A 19,581-nucleotide genomic window follows, 5' to 3' on the forward strand; every position below is an offset into this window, starting at 1 on the left:
GGTTAGTGGGGTGTCGGCGTGGCGCAACGGGTGGCGATGGGGCAGGTCGTGCCCCATCGGCGCTACACCTCGTCGTGCGTGCCCAGCGCCTTGTTGATCCGCAGCGCCACGAGCGTGCCGACGGCACCGGACAGCAGGTACAGGCTCACTGCCGCCAGCCCGAACAGGGACGACAGGCCCAGCGCCACCAGCGGCGCGAAGGCCGCGCCGAACAGCCAGCCGAAGTCCGTGGTCAGTGCGGCGCCCGTGTAGCGGTAGCGGCGGTCGAAATTCGACGTCACCACGCCCGCCGCCTGCCCGTAGGACAGCCCCAGCAGCGCAAACCCGACCAGGATGAACACGTCCTGCCCGGTCTGCCCGCCGTCGAGCAGCCATGGGGCGAACAGGCTGAAGATGCCGATCAGCACCGCCATCACCGCCAGCGTGGTGCGGCGGCCGATACGGTCCGCGATCCAGCCCGACAGCAGCGTGCCGATGAAGGCGATGAAGCCGCCCACGATCTGGATCGCCAGCATGTCCGTCACGCCCTGCGCCTTGTGCAGGAGCACCCAGGACAGCGGGAACACCGTCACCAGGTGGAACAGCGCGTAGCTCGCCAACGCCGCGAAGGCGCCGAGGAAGATGTTGAAGCCTTGCGCGTTCACCATCTGCAACGTGCTGATCGGCTCCAGCTCGCCTTCGTCGAGCAGTTGCGTGTACTCGTGCGTCACCACCAGCCGCAGCCGCGCGAACAGCGCCACCACGTTGATGGCGAAGGCCACGAAGAACGGATAGCGCCAGCCCCAGTCGATGAATTCAGCCGGTGTCAGGCTCGCGTAGAGGAACAGGAACAGCGCGCCGGCGATGATGAAGCCCGTGGGCGCGCCCAGTTGCCCCACCATCGCGTACCAGCCGCGCTTGTGCGGGGGCGAGTTGATGGCCAGCAGCGACGGCAGGCCATCCCACGAGCCGCCGAAGGCAATGCCCTGCAGGAAGCGGAAAAACGCGAGCAGGTAGATGGCGGCGCTGCCGAGCGTGGCATAGGACGGCAGGAAGGCGATGCCCACCGTTGCCGTGCCGAGCAGGAACAGCGAGGCCGTCAGCTTGACGCCGCGCCCCCATCGGCGCTGAATGCGCATGAACAGCGCCGTGCCGAACGGCCGCCCGATGAACGCGAAGGAAAAGATCGTGAAGCTGTAGAGCAGCCCGGCCAGCTCACTGGCGAAGGGGAAGTAGACCGATGGGAAGACCAGCACCGAGGCGATGCCGTAGACAAAGAAGTCGAAGTACTCCGACGCGCGGCCGATCACGACGCCGGTGGCGATTTCGGCGGGCGCCACCTGATGGTGACCTTCCGCCGGAGGTGCAGTCGGCGACGCGCGGTGCTGATGGGTCAGGCTGGCCATCCTTGAGATCTCCTTCGCGAGCGAGAGGCATGTCAAACTGCACTCAAAGTCATCCACTGACAAGAATAGCGCCTAAACTGCCATAGGAAATCGAAAAGATGATTGCGTCGAGCGGCGCTCGACGTTCCTCAAACGCCACTTCCGCAACCATGCGACCCTTCGATTCTGCGGCTCGGCCGCTCAAAGTGACGGGAAGACTGCTTTTGCGTGTTGGTGCGTTCGGCCTGCTGGCCGCGCTCGCCGGTTGCAACGCAGTGCTTTTTTCGCCATCTGGCGAGTTGGCCGTGCGCCAGCGCGACCTCATCATCATCGCCACCCTGCTGATGCTGCTGATCATCGTTCCGGTGATCATCCTGACGCTGCTGTTCGCCTGGCGGTACCGGGAGAACGCCAACAATCCCCACTACAACCCTGACTGGGACCACTCCACCGTGCTGGAGCTGGCCATCTGGGCCGCGCCGCTGCTGATCATCATCGCGCTGGGCGCCGTGACCTGGGTGAGTACCCACCAGCTCGATCCCTACCGCCCCCTCACCTTCATCGACGGCAAACGTGCCGTCACGCCTGACACCAAGCCGCTGGTCGTGGAAGTGGTGGCGATGGACTGGAAATGGCTGTTCCTCTACCCCGAGCAGGGCATCGCCACGGTCAACGAGATGGCCGCGCCGGTGGACCGGCCCATCGCGTTCAAGATCACGGCCACCTCGGTGATGAACACCTTCTTCGTGCCCTCGCTGGCGGGCATGGTCTATGCGATGCCCGGCATGGAAACCAAGCTGCACGCCGTCATCAACAAGGCCGGCGTCTATGATGGACTCTCGGGCAACTACAGCGGCGAAGGGTTCTCGCACATGCGCTTCAAGTTCCACGGGCTGTCAGACGGCGATTTCGACAAATGGGTGCAGCAGGTGAAATCGGGCGGCACCGCGCTCTCCAAGGATGCGTACGTGAAGCTGGCCGAGCCGAGCGAGCGCGTGCCGGTGCAGCGCTATGCCAGCGTCGAGCCCGATTTGTACAAGCAGATCCTGAACCGCTGCGTGCTAGGGGGAACCTGCATGGCGGACACGATGGCGCTGGACCGCAGCCGCGGCAAGTTCGACCCGTCCACCTATGTCTGCACGGCCGGCAATACGGCTGGCGGCGCGGCGGGCGAGGCGTCCATGTTCGCCTCGGAACCCGCGCTGAACGACGGCAGGCGCTTGCTGCGGTAGACGAAGCGCCGCCGGACTCGTAATCTTTCGCCAATACTCAGCGGCCTGCTGGCCCAGGTGACACAACATGCCCGAGCGTTCCGATCTCGCTTCGCCGATCTTTGGCCGCCTCTCCTGGGAGGCCATTCCGCTCCATGAACCGATCCTGCTGGCGACGTTCGCCGTGGTGGCGCTCGGGGGCCTCGCCCTCGTCGGCGCGCTGACCTACTACCGGGTCTGGGGCTACCTGTGGCGCGAGTGGTTCACCAGCATCGACCACAAGAAGATCGGCATCATGTACGTGATCCTGGGCATCGTGATGCTGCTGCGCGGCTTTGCCGACGCGATCATGATGCGCATCCAGCAGGCCGTCGCGTTCGGCGACAACCTCGGCTACCTGCCCCCGCACCACTACGACCAGATCTTCACCGCGCACGGCGTGATCATGATCTTCTTCGTGGCGATGCCACTGGTCACCGGGCTGATGAACTTCGTCGTGCCGCTGCAGATCGGCGCGCGCGACGTGGCGTTCCCGTTCCTGAACAACTTCAGCTTCTGGATGACCGTGGGCGGCGCGATACTGGTGATGATGTCGCTGTTCGTGGGCGAGTTCGCGCGCACCGGCTGGCTGGCCTATCCACCGCTGTCCGGCATCCTGCACAGTCCGGACGTGGGCGTGGACTACTACATATGGTCCCTGGAGGTGGCCGGGGTCGGCACATTGTTATCGGGGATCAACCTGCTCGTCACCATCGTCAAGATGCGCGCGCCGGGCATGACGCTGATGCGCATGCCGATCTTCACCTGGACCTCGCTGTGCACCAACGTGCTGATCATCGCCGCGTTCCCCGTGCTGACCGCCGCCATCACCATGCTGGCGCTGGACCGCTACGTCGGCACGAACTTCTTCACGGCGGACCAGGGCGGCAGCGCCATGATGTACGTGAACCTGATCTGGATCTGGGGCCACCCCGAGGTCTACATCCTGGTCCTGCCCGTGTTCGGCGTGTATTCCGAGGTGGTAGCCACCTTCGCGCGCAAGCGGCTGTTCGGCTATGCGTCGATGGTGTACGCCACGGTGGTGATCACGGTGCTCTCCTACCTGGTGTGGCTGCACCACTTCTTCACGATGGGATCGGGCGCCAGCGTCAATTCGTTCTTCGGGATCACGACGATGATCATCTCGATCCCAACCGGCGCCAAGATCTTCAACTGGCTGTTCACGATGTACCACGGGCGCATCAAGTTCGAGGTGCCGATGCTGTGGACCGTCGGCTTCATGGTCACCTTCGTGATCGGCGGCATGACCGGCGTGCTGCTGGCGGTGCCGCCCGCTGACTTCCTGCTCCACAACAGCCTGTTCCTGATTGCCCACTTCCACAACGTGATCATCGGCGGCGTGCTGTTCGGGCTGATGGCCGGCATCACCTACTGGTTCCCGAAGGCCTTCGGCTACAAGCTCGACCCGTTCTGGGGCAAGTGCTCGTTCTGGTTCTGGCTGGTCGGGTTCTACGTGGCGTTCATGCCGCTGTACTGGCTGGGCTTCCTCGGCGTGACGCGCCGCATGAACCATTTCGACGATCCGTCGCTGCAGCCGTGGTTCCAGATCGCCGCGCTGGGTGCGCTGCTGATCGCGCTCGGCATCGGCTGCTTCATCATCCAGCTGGTGGTCAGCTTCATGCGCCGCGAGCAGCTGCGCGACACCACGGGCGACCCGTGGAACGGCCGCACGCTCGAATGGTCCACTTCGTCGCCGCCGCCGCAGTACAACTTCGCGTTCACGCCGATGGTCCACGACGCCGACGCCTGGTGGCAGATGAAGCAGCTGGGCTACCAGCGCCCCGACCAGGGCTTCATCCCCATTCACATGCCGAAGAACACCGCCGCCGGGATCGTGCTGGCGGGCCTGAGCACCCTGTGCGGCTTCGCCCTGATCTGGCACATCTGGTGGCTCGTGGTGGTGTCCTTCGCGGCGACGATCATCTCCGCCATCGTCCATACCTTCAACTACAAGCGCGATTACTACATTCCGGCCGATGACGTGGTCCGGACCGAAGCGACGCGCACCCAACTGCTCGCGACCCATGGTTGAATCGACGATGCCCCTCTCGCACGGCGGCCCGGGCACCCACCCGGCCGCGCCGCTCGACCACAACTACCAGTTCTACGTCAAGGAAGAGGTCCACGCGGAGAACGGCACGCTGCTCGGGTTCTGGCTCTACCTGATGAGCGACTGCCTGGTCTTCGCGTGCCTGTTCGCCTGCTACGGCGTGCTCGGGCGGGAATACGCGGGCGGCCCCACCGGGGCGGAGCTGTTCGAGCTGCCGCTGGTGGCCCTGAACACCACCTTCCTGCTGCTGTCGTCGATCACCTACGGCTTCGCCATGCTGCAGATGCAGGTGCGGCGCAAGGCCGGCACGCTGATCTGGCTGGCCATCACGGGCGTATTCGGCCTGGCCTTCCTGTTCGTGGAGCTGTACGAGTTCGCGCACCTGATCCACGAAGGCGCGGGGCCGCAGCGCAGCGCTTTCCTGACGTCGTTCTTCGCACTGGTCGGCACGCACGGGCTGCACGTGACGTTCGGCATCATCTGGCTGGTCGTGCTGATGTTCCAGGTCAGCCGGCACGGGCTGATCACCGCCAACAAGCGTCGGCTGATGTGCCTGTCGATGTTCTGGCACTTTCTGGACGTCGTGTGGATCGGCGTCTTTACCTTCGTCTACCTGATGGGAACGCTGCAATGAGCGTGCACGACAACACCCTCGGCGACCACGCGGACGCGCATGGTCATGGTCACGAAGAAGAGATCGGGCCGCACGCCACGCTGGGCGGCTACCTGACCGGCTTCGTGCTGTCGGTCTTCCTGACCGCGATTCCGTTCTGGCTGGTGATGGGCGATGTGTTCGACAAGACTTCGACCACGGCCGTGGTGATCCTGCTGCTCGGCGCAGTGCAGATCGTCGTCCACATGATTTTCTTCCTGCACATGAACGCGCACTCGGAAGGCGGCTGGAACATGCTGTCCCTGATCTTCACGCTGGTGCTCGTGGTCATCACGCTCACCGGCTCGCTCTGGGTGATGTTCCACCTGAACAGCAACATGATGCCGTCGATGCAGCATTCGGAGAAGCTGCCGGGCCCGGGCGGCATCACGCCGCCCAAGGCCCCTTGATACTTCTGATACTCCTGCTGCCGCTCAGGTGTCCACTTAGGCGGCCAGGCGGAAGGTAGACACGGCTTCCTTCAGGCGCTGGGCCTGCTCTTCGAGCGAGCCCGCCGCCGCAGCGGCCTGCTCCACCAGCGCCGCGTTCTGCTGCGTCACGGTGTCCATCTGCGTGACCGCCAGGTTCACCTGCTCGATGCCGGCGCTCTGCTCGGCCGAGGCCGCGCTGATTTCCCCCATGATGTCCGTCACACGCTTCACGGCGCTGACGATCTGCTCCATGGTCTCGCCGGCGCGCGCCACCAGTTGCGAGCCGCGCTCCACACGATCCGCCGAATCCCCGATCAGCGACTTGATTTCCTTGGCCGCCGTGGCCGAACGCTGCGCCAGGCTGCGCACCTCGCCCGCCACCACCGCGAAGCCACGGCCCTGCTCGCCGGCACGGGCCGCTTCCACGGCCGCGTTCAGCGCCAGGATGTTGGTCTGGAAGGCGATGCCCTCGATGACCGAGATGATGTCCACCACCTTGCGCGAGGACACGTTGATCTCGTCCATCGTGTGGACCACCTGCCCCACCACGTCGCCACCCTGCGTCGCCACTTCCGACGCATTCACGGCCAGCGCGCTGGCCTGCTTGGCGCTGTCGGCGTTCTGGCGGACGATGCTGGTCAGCTCCTCCATGCTGGAGGCCGTTTCCTGCAGCGACGACGCCTGCTCTTCGGTACGCTGCGAGAGGTCCGTGTTGCCGGCCGCGATCTGGCTCGTGCCCGTGGCAATCGCCTCGGTGCCGTAGCGCACTTCGGTGACGATGCCGAGGATGTTGTCGTTCATCTCGCGCAGCGCTTCGAGCAGCTGGCCGGTCTCGTCGTGGCTATCCACCTCGATCTGGCTGGTCAGGTCGCCCGCCGCCACGGTGCGCGCAAAGCCCACCGCACGGTGCAGCGGGCGCGTGATGCCGATGGTCAGCCACCACGCAAACGCCACGCCAATACCCAGCGCCACCACGCCCAGCGTGATCAGGCCGTTACGCGCGCTGCGGTAGATGCCGTTGATTTCCTCGGCCGTGCTGTCGATGGCCGCGCGCTGGATGTCCAGCAACTTCTGAATCTCACCCAGGTAGGCATCGCCGGCCGGCACGAATTCGGTCTCGAGGACCTTGTTCGCCTCGTCGGTCTGCCCGTCCTTCTTGAGCTTGGTGATCTTGTCGCGCGAGTCGTTGTACGGGTTGCGCACAACAAGAATGCGCTGGAACGCCGCCTTCTCGGCCTCGGACGTCATGACCGGGTCGAGCTTCTCGCGCAGCTTGGCGATCGCCTCGACCGAATACTTGGTCTCGGCCGCGAAGAAGGTGCCGAGCGAGGGGTCGGCGCTACGCGCCACGGCGGTCGTGCGGCGCACGCTCGCGTACATCAGCCGGTACCAGTCACTGACCAGCCGTTCCTTGGCCAGCGGCTGCTGCATCATTTCGTGCGTGCGGCCGGCCACTTCCTGGAGGCGCAGCACGCCCACCACGGTCATGAGGGTGGATAGCATCAAGACCACGCCAAAGCCAATGCCAAGGCGAACACCAATACCAAGATTCTTCATTTCTTCTACCTGATTGCACACTGGTGGGTGACCGTGCGCGCCCGCATGGCGCCCGGCCGCTCTCTCTTCGGTGCCCCGTCGCGCGAATGAACGCACGACCGGACATTGGATGGCTTAACGGCATCGGGTAGCAGAAGCTTGAGAAATTTCTCAGGGAAAACGCGCATTGCGGACGTTGCCCGCCCGTGGGCAGAGGACATCCCACATCGCGGAACGCAGCGCGGTCCTGTCGGGTTCTAGCGCGGCTGGGCCGCGACCGAGGTCCGGCTGAAGGCGTACGGCACCAGCGCCAGCGCTACCAGTACGGCCGCCGTGAGAAAAATCGCGCCGTAGGTATCGCCTTCCGCCCATTGGCGCGTGTGGCCGACATTGGCGATCAGCCCGAAGCCCCAAGAGGTCAGCGCGGAACCAAGGAAGACAAAGGTATTGAGCACGCCCAGCCCGCGCCCGCGCGACGGCGCCGGAATCAGCGCGCGGCCCTGGGCCATGACCAGCGGATGCAACATGCCGATGGTCGACACCAGCGCCATCAGGCCCACGCCGGACACGATCCCGCTGTCCGGCCAGGCCCACAGCAGCAGCCCGCCCACCATCGACAGGGCGCCCCAGCCGAAGATGGTCGCCTTCAGGGACGTGCCGCGCACCAGCACCGGCAGCAGGAAGGCGGTCAGGAAGCCCGCCAGGCTCAACAGCGTCAGCGCCACGCCGCGCGTGCCCGCGTTGAGATGGTAGACATCGGCCAGATACGGCCCGCTCCAGGCATTCCGGAACGCCGTGCCGGCGGCCATCGCCACGCACATCGGAATCAGCAGCCACAGCGAGCCCATGCCGAGCAGCCGCGCGCTATCGGTCAGCATCGCGCCCATCGGCACATTGCGTGCCTCGGCGTGGCCTTCGTCGCGCACCACGCGCCAGACGCCGTAGCAGACGGCCGCCATGCAAATGGCCGAGAGCCCCATCGCCGGCCGCCAGCCCACATGCTGCGAGGCCCAGCCCAGCGGGGCCGTGGCGCACAACGCGCCAACCATCCCCAGCGCGTTGGATCGGCTGACCACGCGCATGTACTGTTTTTCCGAGAGTTGCTCGGACGCGTAGTGGAGCAACCCCATGAAGACCGGCGCGCAGGCCAGACCGAGGCCCATCTGGGCGAGCATGGCGACCGTGGCGTTGGGCGCCGCCGCGAACGCGACGCCGGACAACGCGCCCACGCCGAGCAGCCACGCCGTGGGGCGGCCCACGCCGAAACGGTCGAACGCCAGCCCGACCGGAATCTGCGCCACCGCGAAAGCCAGGAAAAAGCACGACGACAGGGCCCCGTAGCCCGCGGGCGACAGTTGGAAGTCGTGCTGGAGTTCAGGCGCGATCACCGCGAGGCAGCTGCGATAGAACTGGCTCAGGATGAAGGCGAACGTGAGAAACGTGATGCCGCGCCGGGTCGTGGCGTCGGGGGTCGTGCTGGGGCTTTCCTCGGGGAAAGTCGAAATATGAGGGCGATGCAACGCGATGACTCGTGGCTGTCGGGGGGCAGCCGGCCATTTTACGCGCGCGGTTCGCTCGGTATTCGCAGGAATGCAATAAATCGTGCGAACTACGGCACGCCATTCCGCCTGGCGAAACCTGGAGAGCAGCCTAAGGCCTCGGCGCCCTGGACATCAGCGGGCCGAGCGGCCGCCGTAGAACGTTCCCGTGCGCGGATTGGAGATATGGTACGCCTGGCTGATCGCCCAGCGTTGCGCGGCCAGAAAGGCTTCCGGCTCACGTTGTGTCCAGGCGCTGACCATCAGCGGCGAGGCGTCTTCCTCGGTGTTAGGGTAGACGGCCGCCCGGTGCACCGCCGCCCTGTCGGGCGATCCGGGAATCGTCGTGGTTCGAATCGTGACTTGCATCAACGCAGTTCCTAGAGCCCAGATGCCGAAAATTATGCGCGGATCGGCGTGACATTGCCATGACCACGTGATGACAGCCACGCGCACATGTATGGTGCACGCCCCATTGGTGGGGACTGCCGCGCCGGCGCTGGCTTTGCGGGTGGTGTGGCGCCGTGTTGACGTGGTGCGCGCGCCACGCCGACGCCATCCTGGTGTGGCCCGGGCGGCTACAATGCGCCTGCGCCGCATCCGGGCCCATTCGGCCCGCTCATCCCGCCTCCACCGCTTTATGCCGTTTTATGCCAATTCCTGACCGGGTTTTCCTGCTCGGCCCGCTGCTGAAGGGGGTGTCCCGCTCGTTCTACCTGACGCTGCGCATCCTGCCCGCCGGCATGCGCGACCCCGTGGGGCTCGCCTACCTGCTGGCCCGCGCGGCGGACACCATCGCCGATACCGCGCTGATTCCCCCGCCGCAGCGGCTGGACCTGCTGCTGGGGCTGCGCGCCCGCGTGAACGGTGCCGATGACGGGGGCGAACTGGTCCGCCGGCTGGCCGCCGAGGTCGCCAGCCAGCAAAGCCTGTCGGACGAAAAGGTGCTGCTGGAGTCGATCGGCCCGGCGCTGGACGTGCTCGACCAGTTGCCCGAGGCCGACCGCACCGCCGTGCGCGGCATCGTGACCACGCTGACCGAAGGCATGGAATTCGACCTGCGCACCTTCCCGGACGAAGGCTCCCGGCAGGTCGCGGCACTGGCCACCATGACCGATCTCGACCGGTATACCTATCTGGTGGCCGGCTGCGTGGGCGAGTTCTGGACCACGATGACCTACCGGCATCAGCCGGGCACGCTGCAGGCGCCGGCCGAACTGATGCTGCGCCGGGGCGTGCGCTTCGGCAAGGCGCTGCAGATGGTCAACGTGCTGCGCGACTGCGGCAAGGACCTGCGCATCGGGCGCTGCTACCTGCCGACTGAGTTGCTGGACCGGCACGGGCTGTCGTCGGCGGATCTGCTGGACCCGGCCAACAGCCGCCGTGCCCGGCCGATGCTGGCGGAGGGCGTGCGCGTGGCGCTCGACCATTTCCGCGAAGCCATCGCCTACACGCTGGCCATCCCGCGCACGGCCGTGCGGCTGCGGCTGGCCTGCATCTGGCCGATCCTGATCGGGCTGGAAACGCTGCTGTTGCTGGTGGACAACGACGCCTGGCTCGATCCGGCGCGCGTCTCCAAAGTCCCGCGCGGCAAGGTCTACCAGGTGCTGGCGGGCAGTCTTCCGTGCGTGATGATCGATACTGCGCTGCGGGGCTGGATGGAAGGGCTGGTCTCGCGCATCGAGGCTCGTCTGGCCTGAGGGTCGACGTCCCGCCAAAAAACAAACGGCCCGCACTCGGCGGGCCGTTTTCATCTGACGTGCAAGCCGTTACTTCGCGGCTTCGGCCGGCGCCTTCTTGGGCGCCTTGGTGGACTTCTTCGTGGTGCTCTTGGTGTCGGTCAGCGCCGACCCCGTGCTCTTGGCACCCTGGGTGTACGGATCGAACTTGTCGCCAGCGCGCGCGGTATCAGGTACGTAGCCATCCTTGTTGGTGGCACGAGCCGGATCCGGCACATAGCCGTCCTTGTTCGTGGTCCGCATATTGTAGTCGTAGCGATCGGCGGGATTCGCCGGACCTGCCGCGAGCACGACGCCCGGAACCAACGTTGCAATGGCCAATACCATGGTGATCGACTTCATCGATGCCTCCTGACGGAATGTGGAAGATCGCGCGTCCAGGACGCACGTGCCAAGGTTAAGCCTATCCCGATGGGCGCCAAAGCGCCATGGCATTCGCACGTGAATTGTTGTAAAGCACTGGCGCGGCGCAGCAAGGGCGCGAGCGCCCTCACGGCCACCGCCGCCCGCTTTTTGACCGCTTTTTGCCCCCTTATTGGGCAGTCCAGCCGCCGTCCGCCGCCCAGGCGGCGCCACGCACTTCGTCGCCCAGCGGCGAGCACAGCATCGTCACGATCCCGCCCAACTGGCGCGGCGTGACGAACTGCCCGGACGGCTGCTTGTCCGCCAGCAGCCGGGCCTGCGCCGCCTCGGCCGAGATGCCATCCCGCGCCGCGATGTCCGCGATCTGCTGCGCCACCAGCGGCGTCAGCACGAAGCCCGGGCAGATCGCATTGCACGTGACGCCGGTACCGGCCGTCTCGAGCGCGGTGACCTTGGTCAGGCCCACCAGCCCGTGCTTGGCCGCCACGTAGGCCGACTTGCCCGCCGAGCCCACCAGCCCGTGCACGGACGCGATATTGACGATGCGACCCCAGTTCCGTGCACGCATGCCGGGCAGCGCGTGGCGGATCGTATGGAAGCTGGAGGTCAGGTTGATGGCGAGGATGTCGTCCCACTTCTCCGCCGGGAACGCCTCCACTGGTGCCACGTGCTGGATGCCAGCGTTGTTCACCAGCACATCCACGCCGCCAAAGCGCGCCTCCGCCGCGGCCACCATCGCCGCGATCTCGTCGGGCTTGCGCATGTCGGCCGGATGGTGGATGGCCTGCACGCCGGTTGCCGCGAGGCTGGCCAGCGCGGCGTCCACATCGCCGAAACCGTTCAGGACGATATTGGCGCCAGCCTCGGCCAGCGCCTGTGCAATGCCCAGCCCGATGCCGCTCGTCGAGCCGGTCACCAGGGCGGTCTTGCCTTGCAAATGGGTCAGATTGTTCATGATCGCGCCTCGCTCAGACCAGGCCGGTCATGTAGTACACCGCGATGACGAAGAACACCGCCAGCGTCTTGATCACGGTGATGGCGAAGATATCGCGGTACGACTCGCGGTGCGTGAGGCCCGTAACCGCCAGCAGCGTGATCACGGCGCCGTTGTGCGGCAGCGTGTCCATGCCGCCGCTGGCCATCGACACCACGCGGTGCAGCACTTCCAGCGGAATCTGGGCGGCCTGCGCACCATGGATGAAGGCGTCGGACATCGCAGCCAGCGCGATGCTCATGCCGCCTGAGGCCGAGCCGGTGATACCGGCCAGTGTGCTGACCGAGATGGCCGCGTTGACCAGCGGGTTGGGAATGCTGCGCAGCGCATCGCTAACCACGAGGAAACCCGGCAGCGCGGCGATCACACCGCCGAAGCCGTACTCCGATGCCGTGTTCATCGATGCCAGCAGCGCGCCCCCGACGGCGCCCTTGGTGCCTTCGGCAAAACGCTCCCGCACGGCGCCGAACGCGGTGACGAGCACCACCACGATGCCCAGCAGCAGCGCGCCCTCGACCGCCCAGATGGCCGTGACGCTCGCCACCTTGGTCTCGATCGGCTTGGCCAGGCCCGGCAGCGACACGCTGTTGGCCGGCCCATACCAGAGCGGGATCATCCGCGTCAGCCAGAAATTCGACACGCCCACCACGAGCAGCGGCAGGATGGCCAGCAGCGGCGGCGGCAGCTTGCCGCCTTCCACGCGCTGCGGCTCGTTGAGCAGGTTGGTGCCGTAGCCCTCCCCCCGCGCAGCAGCCGAACGGCGGCGCCACTCGAGGTAGCTCAGGCCCACCGCGATGATGAACAGCGAGCCGATCACGCCGAGGATCGGGGCGGCCCACGCCGTGGTGTTGAAGAAGTTCGACGGGATGATGTTCTGGATCTGCGGCGTGCCCGGCAGCGAATCCATCGTGAACGAGAACGCGCCCAGCGCGATCGCCCCCGGCATCAGCCGCTTGGGGATGTTGCTCTGGCGATAGAGTTCGGCCGCGAACGGGTAGACGGCGAAGACCACCACGAACAGCGACACGCCGCCATAGGTCAGCAACGCGCAGACCGCCACGATCACTGCATTGGCCCGCGAGCGCCCGATATAGCGGATGGCCGCGGCGACGATGGACTCGGAAAAGCCGGACAGTTCGATCACCTTGCCGAACACCGCGCCGAGCAGGAACACCGGGAAATAGAGCTTCACGAACCCGACCATCTTCTCCATGAAGATGCCCGTGAACACCGGCGCCACGGCGGACGGATCGGTCAACAGTACGGCGCCAAGCGCCGCCAGGGGTGCAAACAGGATGACGCTGTAGCCGCGATAGGCGGCAAACATCAGGAACGCCAGGGCGGCGATCACCACGACAAAAGACATGAGGTCTCCAGAATTTGTTCTTGAACCGACGCTGCTGAGCGGCCATGGAAGAGCCGTCGCGCGCGGATTGCCCCTGGCTTGTCAGGCATCGGGGGCGGCTTGAGTTCGCAGGATGTGTGCCATACGCCATACGAGGCGAATGCATCACTTATTGACGTTTTTGTCTCGATTCATGGATTCATACCTGCTATCGACGCATGCAAATCTCGCTTGTGAGACACTCGCCGTCTCCCCATCGAGACAACGAGATCGGCAGCATGCAGAAAATAGCGGAGCCGGGCGGTGCCCTGCTGCTGGACTACGACTACGTGGCGCGTCGCGCCATGGCCTCGCTGTTCCGCACGTTCGAGAATTTCAGCGAAGGCACGTTCGTCGTGGACGACCACGCGCGCGTGGTCTGGATCAACAAGCGCTACGCGGCGCGCTTCGGGTTTTCGAACCCGCAGGAGGCCATCGGCCGCGACTGCGAGCAGGTGATTCCCAACAGCCTGATGCGCGAGGTGGTGACCACCGGCAAGCCGATCCTGCTCGACATCCTGGAGACGGACAGCGACACGATGATCGTCACGCGCCTGCCGATCAAGGACGACGATGGGCGCACGATCGGCGCGGTGGGCTTCGCGCTGTTCGACGAACTGAAGTCGCTGACGCCGCTGTTCGCGCACTACTCGCGCGTACAGGCCGAGCTGGCCGCAGCGCGCCGCTCGCTCGACCAGGCCCGCCGCGCGAAGTACACCTTCGCCAGCTTTATCGGCACCAGCCCGGCGGCGCAGGAGGTCAAGCGCCAGGCCCGGCGCGCGGCGCGCGTGGAGTCGCCGGTGCTGCTGCTTGGCGAGACGGGCACTGGCAAGGAGTTGCTCGCGCATGGTATCCACGCCGGCTCTACGCGCGCCGAGCAGCCTCTTGTCACCGTGAACGTGGCGGCCATTCCCGAGACGCTGCTGGAGGTCGAGTTCTTCGGCGCGGCGCCGGGCGCCTACACGGGCGTGGACCGCAAGGGCCGCATCGGCAAGTTCGAACTGGCGGACGGCGGCACGCTGCTGCTCGACGAGGTGGGGGACATGCCGCTGATGCTCCAGAGCAAGCTGCTCCGGGCGTTGCAGGACAAGGAATTCGAGCCGCTCGGCTCCAACCGCATCGTGCGCGCCGATGTGCGGATCATCGCGGCCACGTCGGCCGACCTGCCGGCGCTGGTCGCGGCGGGCAAGTTCCGCGCCGATCTCTACTACCGGCTCAACGTCCTGACGATCGAACTGCCGCCACTGCGCGAGCGGCGGGCCGACCTGCTGTTGCTGGCCAACGCGATCATCGAGGAACTGTGCATCAAGGCCGATCGCAACCCGCCCGGGCTGCGCCAGGACGCGTTGCAACTGCTTGGGGAATATGACTGGCCCGGCAACGTGCGCGAGTTGCACAACGTGCTGGAGCGTGTCGTGATGCTGTGCGACGAGGATTCGATCGACGCGACCACTCTCGCCCCGCTGCTGGACCGCCGCTTGCCGGCGACCCTGCCGTCAAGCGTACCAGCGAGCCTGGAAGCCCCCGTCGCGCCGGCGAAGGTGACGACGGTTGTGCCGACGGCACCCGAACCCCCGCCGCAAACCTACGCGGCGGCGATGGCCGGCTTCGAGGCCGCCTTCCTGCAACAGGCGCTGGACGCCTGCGGCGGCCGGGTGGCCGACGCCGCCACGCGGATCGGCATCAGCCGCGCCGCGTTCTACAAGAAGCTCGCGGCGCTGAAGCCGGCTTCGGTGACCTGATCAGGCGACCTGATCAGCCGCCGATGCCGAGCAGTTCCACTTCGAAGTTCAGCGTGGCGTTCGGCGGGATCGTACCCGGCACGCCGCGTGCACCGTAGGCGCTGGCCGACGGGCAGGTCAGCTTGGCCTTGCCGCCCACTTGCATCTTCTGCACGCCCTCGGTCCAGCACGGAATCACGCGATTCAGCGGGAACGAGATCGGCTGGCCGCGCTTGTACGAACTATCGAACTCCGTGCCATCGGTCAGCGTGCCACGGTAGTGCACCTTGACGGTATCGGAAGCCTTGGGCGAGGCGCCCGTGCCCTTGGTCACGTGCTGGATCACCACGCCGGACGGCAGCGTCTCGGAAGCCGGTGCGGCGGCCTGGGCAACGCCTGCGCCAGCGAGCGTGACGGCGGCAAGAATCAGGGAAAGAGTCTTCATGGGAATCTGTCGTGTCAGTGTGTTTGGAAATTGGCGCCGGCAGCGCGCGCGAGGCCAGCCGGCAGTGTACCCGAGGCATCATCCGACCACGAACAGCCCGACGATGAAGTACGCGAGCGAGAGCGACAGCGCCAGCGCAACCAGCACTACGGCAATTCCTCGCCATGGCATCGTGCGGCGGCGCCGCTCCGGGTTGGCGACCGAAGCTGGCATCGTCTCCTCCGCCTCTGCCGGTACGAGCGCCGGCCGGACGCGCGGCGCGGTGTCTGGCAATGGCGCGCCGTGCTCGTCCCGCAGCCCCCGGGCGACCAGCGCCGCGATCACCGCCAGTGCGTGCGTGCCCATGTCCGGCGCTTCACGCAAGCGCAGGATCCACGTCCGGCATTGCTGCCCGGTATCGGCGCTGCCGTAGTACTCGCGCAGCAGGCTGTCCTGCAGCCATACGCCCCGGCAACTGCCCGACGCGCCCTGCACACGACTGCCCGCCTGATCCAGCGCGGTGCAGAAGCAGTAGTGCACCGCCTGCACGGCGTCGACCGGCAGGTTCACCGCGTTGCCCGCCCGCCGCAGGTGGACGAGCTGTTTGCGGGACTCGCGCTTGAGCCATTCCATCCGCGCCATCGACTTCAGCTCCGGCGACAGTTCATCGAGGATGCGAAACAGCGGCTGGGCGAGATGGAGCAGGAGATTGCCTCCCCAATAGTGGGTCATCCCCAGTCCTTCTCTGCGCCGGAGGCGATCATGGCGTGCCGCCGCGCGGTATCCGCCACGGTCCAGTAGTCGTCCGCCATGGCCGGCCCTTGCGCGTGCGGCGATGGCGCCGGCTTCGCCGTGGGTGCCCGGTACGCATAGGGGTTGACGCCATCGCCGCCGCGACGGTCCGGGCTCAGGTAGCGGCCGATGTCGGGGTCATAGACACGCCGGCCGTGCCAATGCAGCCCGGTTTCGTCATCGGCGAACTGGCCCGCGAGCCGCAGCGGCTGCCCGCCGGCGACTGCCGGGCCATCTTGGGCCAGCAGCCGGCCCAGCGCCGTGTAGCGGCCAGACCAGACCTCCGCGCCCGCCTCGTCGGTCAACGCCACGGCGGTGCCGGCGACGTCGGTCTGGTAATGCAGGAACCGCATGGCCCCGGGCTGGCCGGCAGCATCGAGCGGCTGGTCGATGCAGGTCAAGGGCACGTCGCCGCCAGAGCCTTGCCCCGCCGGCACATAGAGATAGGTCCGTACGCGGTCTGCCTCGAGTATCTGCCGCAAGGTGTCGTCGTGCCAGACGAAGCGCGTGATGCGCGGCGGCGTGGCTGGCAACGCGCGGCCCGGCGCCTGCCGGACCGTCACAGTCCGCTCGATGCAACGGCCCAGCGCGTCGTACTGGTAGCGCACGAGCCGGTCGCGCACGCGCACGGCAATCAGGTGGCCTTCGCCGTCCCATTCCAGTGCCATCGCGTCGCGATTGCCTGACTTCGCTATGACCTGCCCCCACGCGTCGTACTCATACCGCCAGCCCGCAAATTCGGTCAGCCGGTGATTGTCACGCCGCACCGGACCCACCAGGCTCCGCGATGGGTCTATCTGCGTGCCCGCGCCGTCCCAGCTGAAGCGTTCAATGCCGAGATCGTCGGTCACGCGCCGCAGCAGGTTGCCGCTGCGGTCATAGTCGAGGTGGGTGGTGCCATATCGGTGATCGACGGTCTGTACTACCTTGCCGCCAGCGCCGTAACTGACCGCGCGCCAGAGCCGAAGATCTTCCGGCACGATCTCGCGCTCGGCGGTCTCGCTGTGCAGCACCGCGCGCCACCACAGCGGCGCGCCGATGGCGTCGTAGCCCGTATAGGTCAGCAGGTCGCCCTGCATGCGAACCACTTCGCGCTGCATGGGGTCGAAAGCAAACTCCGCGACGTGCTGGCCGTCGATCCCGATCAACGTCACCATCCCCGTGTCGTCGCGCGTGATCTGCACGGTCTGCTGTTGGGGCAGCAGCACCCCAATCAGGCGACCGGCGTCATCGTAGCCAAAGCGGAGCTTGCTGTGCGGGCCTTCCTCGGACAAGGGCTTGCCCATCTCGTCATGCGTGTAGCGGACGGCTGTCTCGACGATCCCCAGCGCCTCGCCCTCAGCGGTGGGCGTGCGCGACACGGCCTGGAGATGACCATCGGCGGCATAGTCGAACCGATACCGACTGTGCGTGGTGTCGCGCCCCACGAGACGGCCAAGGGGATCGTACGAGTACACCTCGCGCCGCACCTGCCCGCCGGCACTCGCTGTCAGCGTGGCGAGCGCGCCGCTGTCCGTGTAGGTGAAGTCCTGCGTTACGCCGTTCTCGTCGGTCGACCGGCTCGGACGGCCCACAGCATCCCATTCGAACGTCTGGACCGCCCCATTGCCGCTCGTGGTGCGCACGCGCCGGCCGTGCGCGTCGTAGGCATGCGCGATTGCGTGCCCCTCTTCGTTGATCTCGCGCAGGACACGACCGCGCCCATCTCGCTCCCACGCCCGGCCCTGGCCGTCGGCGCCGACATACTGGGTGCGCTGACCGAGCGCATTCCAGTCATGACGCTCATCGCTGCCATCGGCGCGCGTCAGCTGGAGCGGCCAACCGTGGCCGTTGCATTCGAAGCGTGTGATGCCGCCCGCCGCGTCGCACAGCGCGGTGACTCGGTTGTCCGCGCCATAGGTCAGGTCGAAGGTACGGCCCTCCGCATCGGTCTGCCGGATCACCCGACCGGCGGCGTCCCGCTCGAATTGAACCGTTGCACCGTCGGCGCCGGTGCGACGGATGATCCAGCCGTGCGCGTCGTACACCGTGGCCACTTTGCCTTCCGGCGTATTGTGCTGCGTCGGCTGGAGGCTGTCATCGCGAATCCACGACCAGTTCTGGCCGGCGGAATCTTTCACCATCAGCGGCTCGAGCGTGCTGAAGGTGTAGTGGGTCTGGCGCCATCGGCCGGCGGAATCGGTCTCCTTGACCACGCGCGAGAGGTTGTCCAGTGTGAGCACGATCCGACGCTCACCCGGCAGTTCCAGCGCGACTGGCCAGTGCGAGCGGCTGTACTGGAACGCATACTGCCGGCGATCGAAGTCACGGAAGCCGACCACGCAACCGCGCGCGTCGTAGCGCCAGCGCGCCGTGTGCCCGAACACATCGGTGACGTCGCAGGTGCGCGATGCAGTGTCGTATGTGAACTGTTCGCGTGCCCCGGCATCGGTGCTGCGCTCGACCACACGCGCGCGGTCTCCATCGGCCTCCCATACGTAGCGTGTCACGCCGCCGAGAGCGCCGACTTGCTCGACCATGCGCCCGCCGCGGTAGCCGTAACGCCGGGTCGTGGCACCCGTGCGGTCCTCGACCCGCGCGAGCCGTTCGTCATCATCGTAGTGATAGTGCACGAGCATGCCGGCAGGCCCTGTCCCTACACGCTCAATGGCGGACAGGCGCCGGCTGTCGCCGGCATAGTGCATCTGCAAGACGTCACCGCACGTGCTGCCAAGCCGGTCCAAGCGTCCCGAGGCATCCCGGATGCAGCCGATGCGTTCGCCGGCATAGTCCTCGATGTACTTCAGCCGCGCGATGCCTTGCGCGTCGAACTTCTCGAAGACGCGATAGCACGGCGTGAAATCGGCCACGACCATCGTGCCGTCCGACAGGCACGCCAGGTGCAGCCGTTCGGACAGCACTGTCACGCGCGTGCCAGGCTGCGGATCGGGCACGTCGATCGTGCGCCCGTGCTCATCGGCGTAGATCAGCCGATCGCCCTGCCGGTGCAGCGTCACCTCCCAACGCACGCGCCAGCCGACGCCCAGCGCCCCTTCCGCGGCCAGTGCGCCGGAATAGAAGCGCGACCAGCGCAGCGGCAGGCGCGCCGGCAGCGTGAAATCCGTCTCGTGCGCCGGGAGGCAGATCTTGTCGCCAGACAGGACATCGATCTCGCCCCACAGCAGGCCGGACAGCGCGCGACGAACACCGTACCGCGCCGCCATCTCCGCTTCGTGACCATGGAATCGCCCGGCAAAAGGACGCGTTGCCACGGCATCGAGTTCCTTCGCCCGGAGCAGGTCGAGCAGGCTGCCCAGTTCACTGATGGCCGACATGTCCGCCC

The 19,581-nt window shown here is 66.5% G+C and carries 16 protein-coding genes; 6 read left to right on the forward strand and 10 right to left on the reverse strand.

The window, feature by feature from the left end; all coding sequences use genetic code 11:
* Nucleotides 1-62: 62 nt before the first annotated feature.
* A complete protein-coding gene (locus BM115_RS11420) occupies nt 63-1,385 on the reverse strand; it encodes an MFS transporter (RefSeq protein WP_092293752.1) in 1,323 nt (440 codons plus the stop codon).
* Nucleotides 1,386-1,534: 149 nt separating this feature from the next.
* On the opposite strand from BM115_RS11420, the gene cyoA reads away from it, so the two are divergent.
* From cyoA to cyoD, 4 genes are all read left to right on the forward strand, one after another.
* On the forward strand, nt 1,535-2,596 hold the full coding sequence (cyoA, locus tag BM115_RS11425) for a ubiquinol oxidase subunit II (protein WP_092293754.1): 1,062 nt from the start codon (nt 1,535-1,537) through the stop codon (nt 2,594-2,596).
* Nucleotides 2,597-2,663: 67 nt separating this feature from the next.
* On the forward strand, nt 2,664-4,667 hold the full coding sequence (gene cyoB, locus BM115_RS11430) for a cytochrome o ubiquinol oxidase subunit I (RefSeq protein ID WP_092293756.1): 2,004 nt from the start codon (nt 2,664-2,666) through the stop codon (nt 4,665-4,667).
* Nucleotides 4,660-5,319 carry a cytochrome o ubiquinol oxidase subunit III gene (cyoC, locus tag BM115_RS11435; protein ID WP_092293758.1) on the forward strand — a complete coding sequence of 220 codons (660 nt, stop codon included), beginning with the start codon at nt 4,660-4,662 and terminating at the stop codon, nt 5,317-5,319. The genes cyoB and cyoC overlap by 8 nt, the downstream gene beginning before the upstream one ends.
* Entirely contained in the window at nt 5,316-5,747 is a 432-nt protein-coding gene (cyoD, locus tag BM115_RS11440) for a cytochrome o ubiquinol oxidase subunit IV (protein WP_092293760.1), read from the forward strand. The genes cyoC and cyoD overlap by 4 nt, the downstream gene beginning before the upstream one ends.
* A gap of 36 nt (nt 5,748-5,783) precedes the next feature.
* Here cyoD and BM115_RS11445 read toward each other — a convergent pair whose 3' ends face one another.
* The 3 genes from BM115_RS11445 to BM115_RS11455 form a co-directional block, all read right to left on the reverse strand.
* Complete coding sequence (locus BM115_RS11445) at nt 5,784-7,325, reverse strand: methyl-accepting chemotaxis protein (protein ID WP_092293761.1); 1,542 nt, start codon at nt 7,323-7,325, stop codon at nt 5,784-5,786.
* A gap of 236 nt (nt 7,326-7,561) precedes the next feature.
* Nucleotides 7,562-8,824 carry an MFS transporter gene (locus BM115_RS11450; protein ID WP_092293763.1) on the reverse strand — a complete coding sequence of 421 codons (1,263 nt, stop codon included), beginning with the start codon at nt 8,822-8,824 and terminating at the stop codon, nt 7,562-7,564.
* Between the two features lie 153 nt (nt 8,825-8,977).
* Nucleotides 8,978-9,211, reverse strand: a complete 234-nt coding sequence (locus BM115_RS11455) for a CDP-diacylglycerol pyrophosphatase (protein ID WP_092293765.1) — start codon at nt 9,209-9,211, stop codon at nt 8,978-8,980.
* A 281-nt stretch (nt 9,212-9,492) separates the two neighbouring features.
* Between BM115_RS11455 and BM115_RS11460 the strand changes: the two genes are divergently transcribed.
* Entirely contained in the window at nt 9,493-10,542 is a 1,050-nt protein-coding gene (locus BM115_RS11460) for a phytoene/squalene synthase family protein (protein WP_092293767.1), read from the forward strand.
* Nucleotides 10,543-10,611: 69 nt separating this feature from the next.
* Here BM115_RS11460 and BM115_RS11465 read toward each other — a convergent pair whose 3' ends face one another.
* From BM115_RS11465 to BM115_RS11475, 3 genes are all read right to left on the reverse strand, one after another.
* Nucleotides 10,612-10,923 (reverse strand): hypothetical protein, encoded by a 312-nt coding sequence (locus tag BM115_RS11465; protein ID WP_092293769.1) that lies wholly within the window; start codon nt 10,921-10,923, stop codon nt 10,612-10,614.
* Between the two features lie 190 nt (nt 10,924-11,113).
* The gene (locus BM115_RS11470; protein ID WP_177219906.1) at nt 11,114-11,890 is read right to left on the reverse strand and encodes a 3-hydroxybutyrate dehydrogenase; all 777 of its coding nucleotides are present in this window, start codon (nt 11,888-11,890) and stop codon (nt 11,114-11,116) included.
* A gap of 22 nt (nt 11,891-11,912) precedes the next feature.
* Nucleotides 11,913-13,304: a GntP family permease gene (locus BM115_RS11475; protein WP_092293773.1), complete on the reverse strand. Its 1,392-nt coding sequence runs from the start codon at nt 13,302-13,304 to the stop codon at nt 11,913-11,915.
* A 257-nt stretch (nt 13,305-13,561) separates the two neighbouring features.
* Here BM115_RS11475 and BM115_RS11480 point away from each other — a divergent pair, with 257 nt between their 5' ends.
* The gene (locus BM115_RS11480; protein ID WP_092293775.1) at nt 13,562-15,064 is read left to right on the forward strand and encodes a sigma-54 interaction domain-containing protein; all 1,503 of its coding nucleotides are present in this window, start codon (nt 13,562-13,564) and stop codon (nt 15,062-15,064) included.
* Nucleotides 15,065-15,077: 13 nt separating this feature from the next.
* Here the strand turns inward: BM115_RS11480 and BM115_RS11485 are convergent, their stop codons facing one another.
* The 3 genes from BM115_RS11485 to BM115_RS11495 form a co-directional block, all read right to left on the reverse strand.
* Nucleotides 15,078-15,488 (reverse strand): FKBP-type peptidyl-prolyl cis-trans isomerase, encoded by a 411-nt coding sequence (locus BM115_RS11485; protein WP_092293777.1) that lies wholly within the window; start codon nt 15,486-15,488, stop codon nt 15,078-15,080.
* Between the two features lie 78 nt (nt 15,489-15,566).
* Nucleotides 15,567-16,199, reverse strand: a complete 633-nt coding sequence (locus tag BM115_RS11490; protein WP_092293779.1) for a DotU family type IV/VI secretion system protein — start codon at nt 16,197-16,199, stop codon at nt 15,567-15,569.
* Nucleotides 16,196-19,573: a DUF6531 domain-containing protein gene (locus BM115_RS11495; RefSeq protein ID WP_092293781.1), complete on the reverse strand. Its 3,378-nt coding sequence runs from the start codon at nt 19,571-19,573 to the stop codon at nt 16,196-16,198. Before BM115_RS11495 ends, BM115_RS11490 begins: the two co-directional genes overlap by 4 nt.
* Between the last annotated feature and the right edge of the window lie 8 nt (nt 19,574-19,581).

This window comes from Cupriavidus sp. OV096 (assembly GCF_900115455.1).
GTDB lineage: Bacteria > Pseudomonadota > Gammaproteobacteria > Burkholderiales > Burkholderiaceae > Cupriavidus.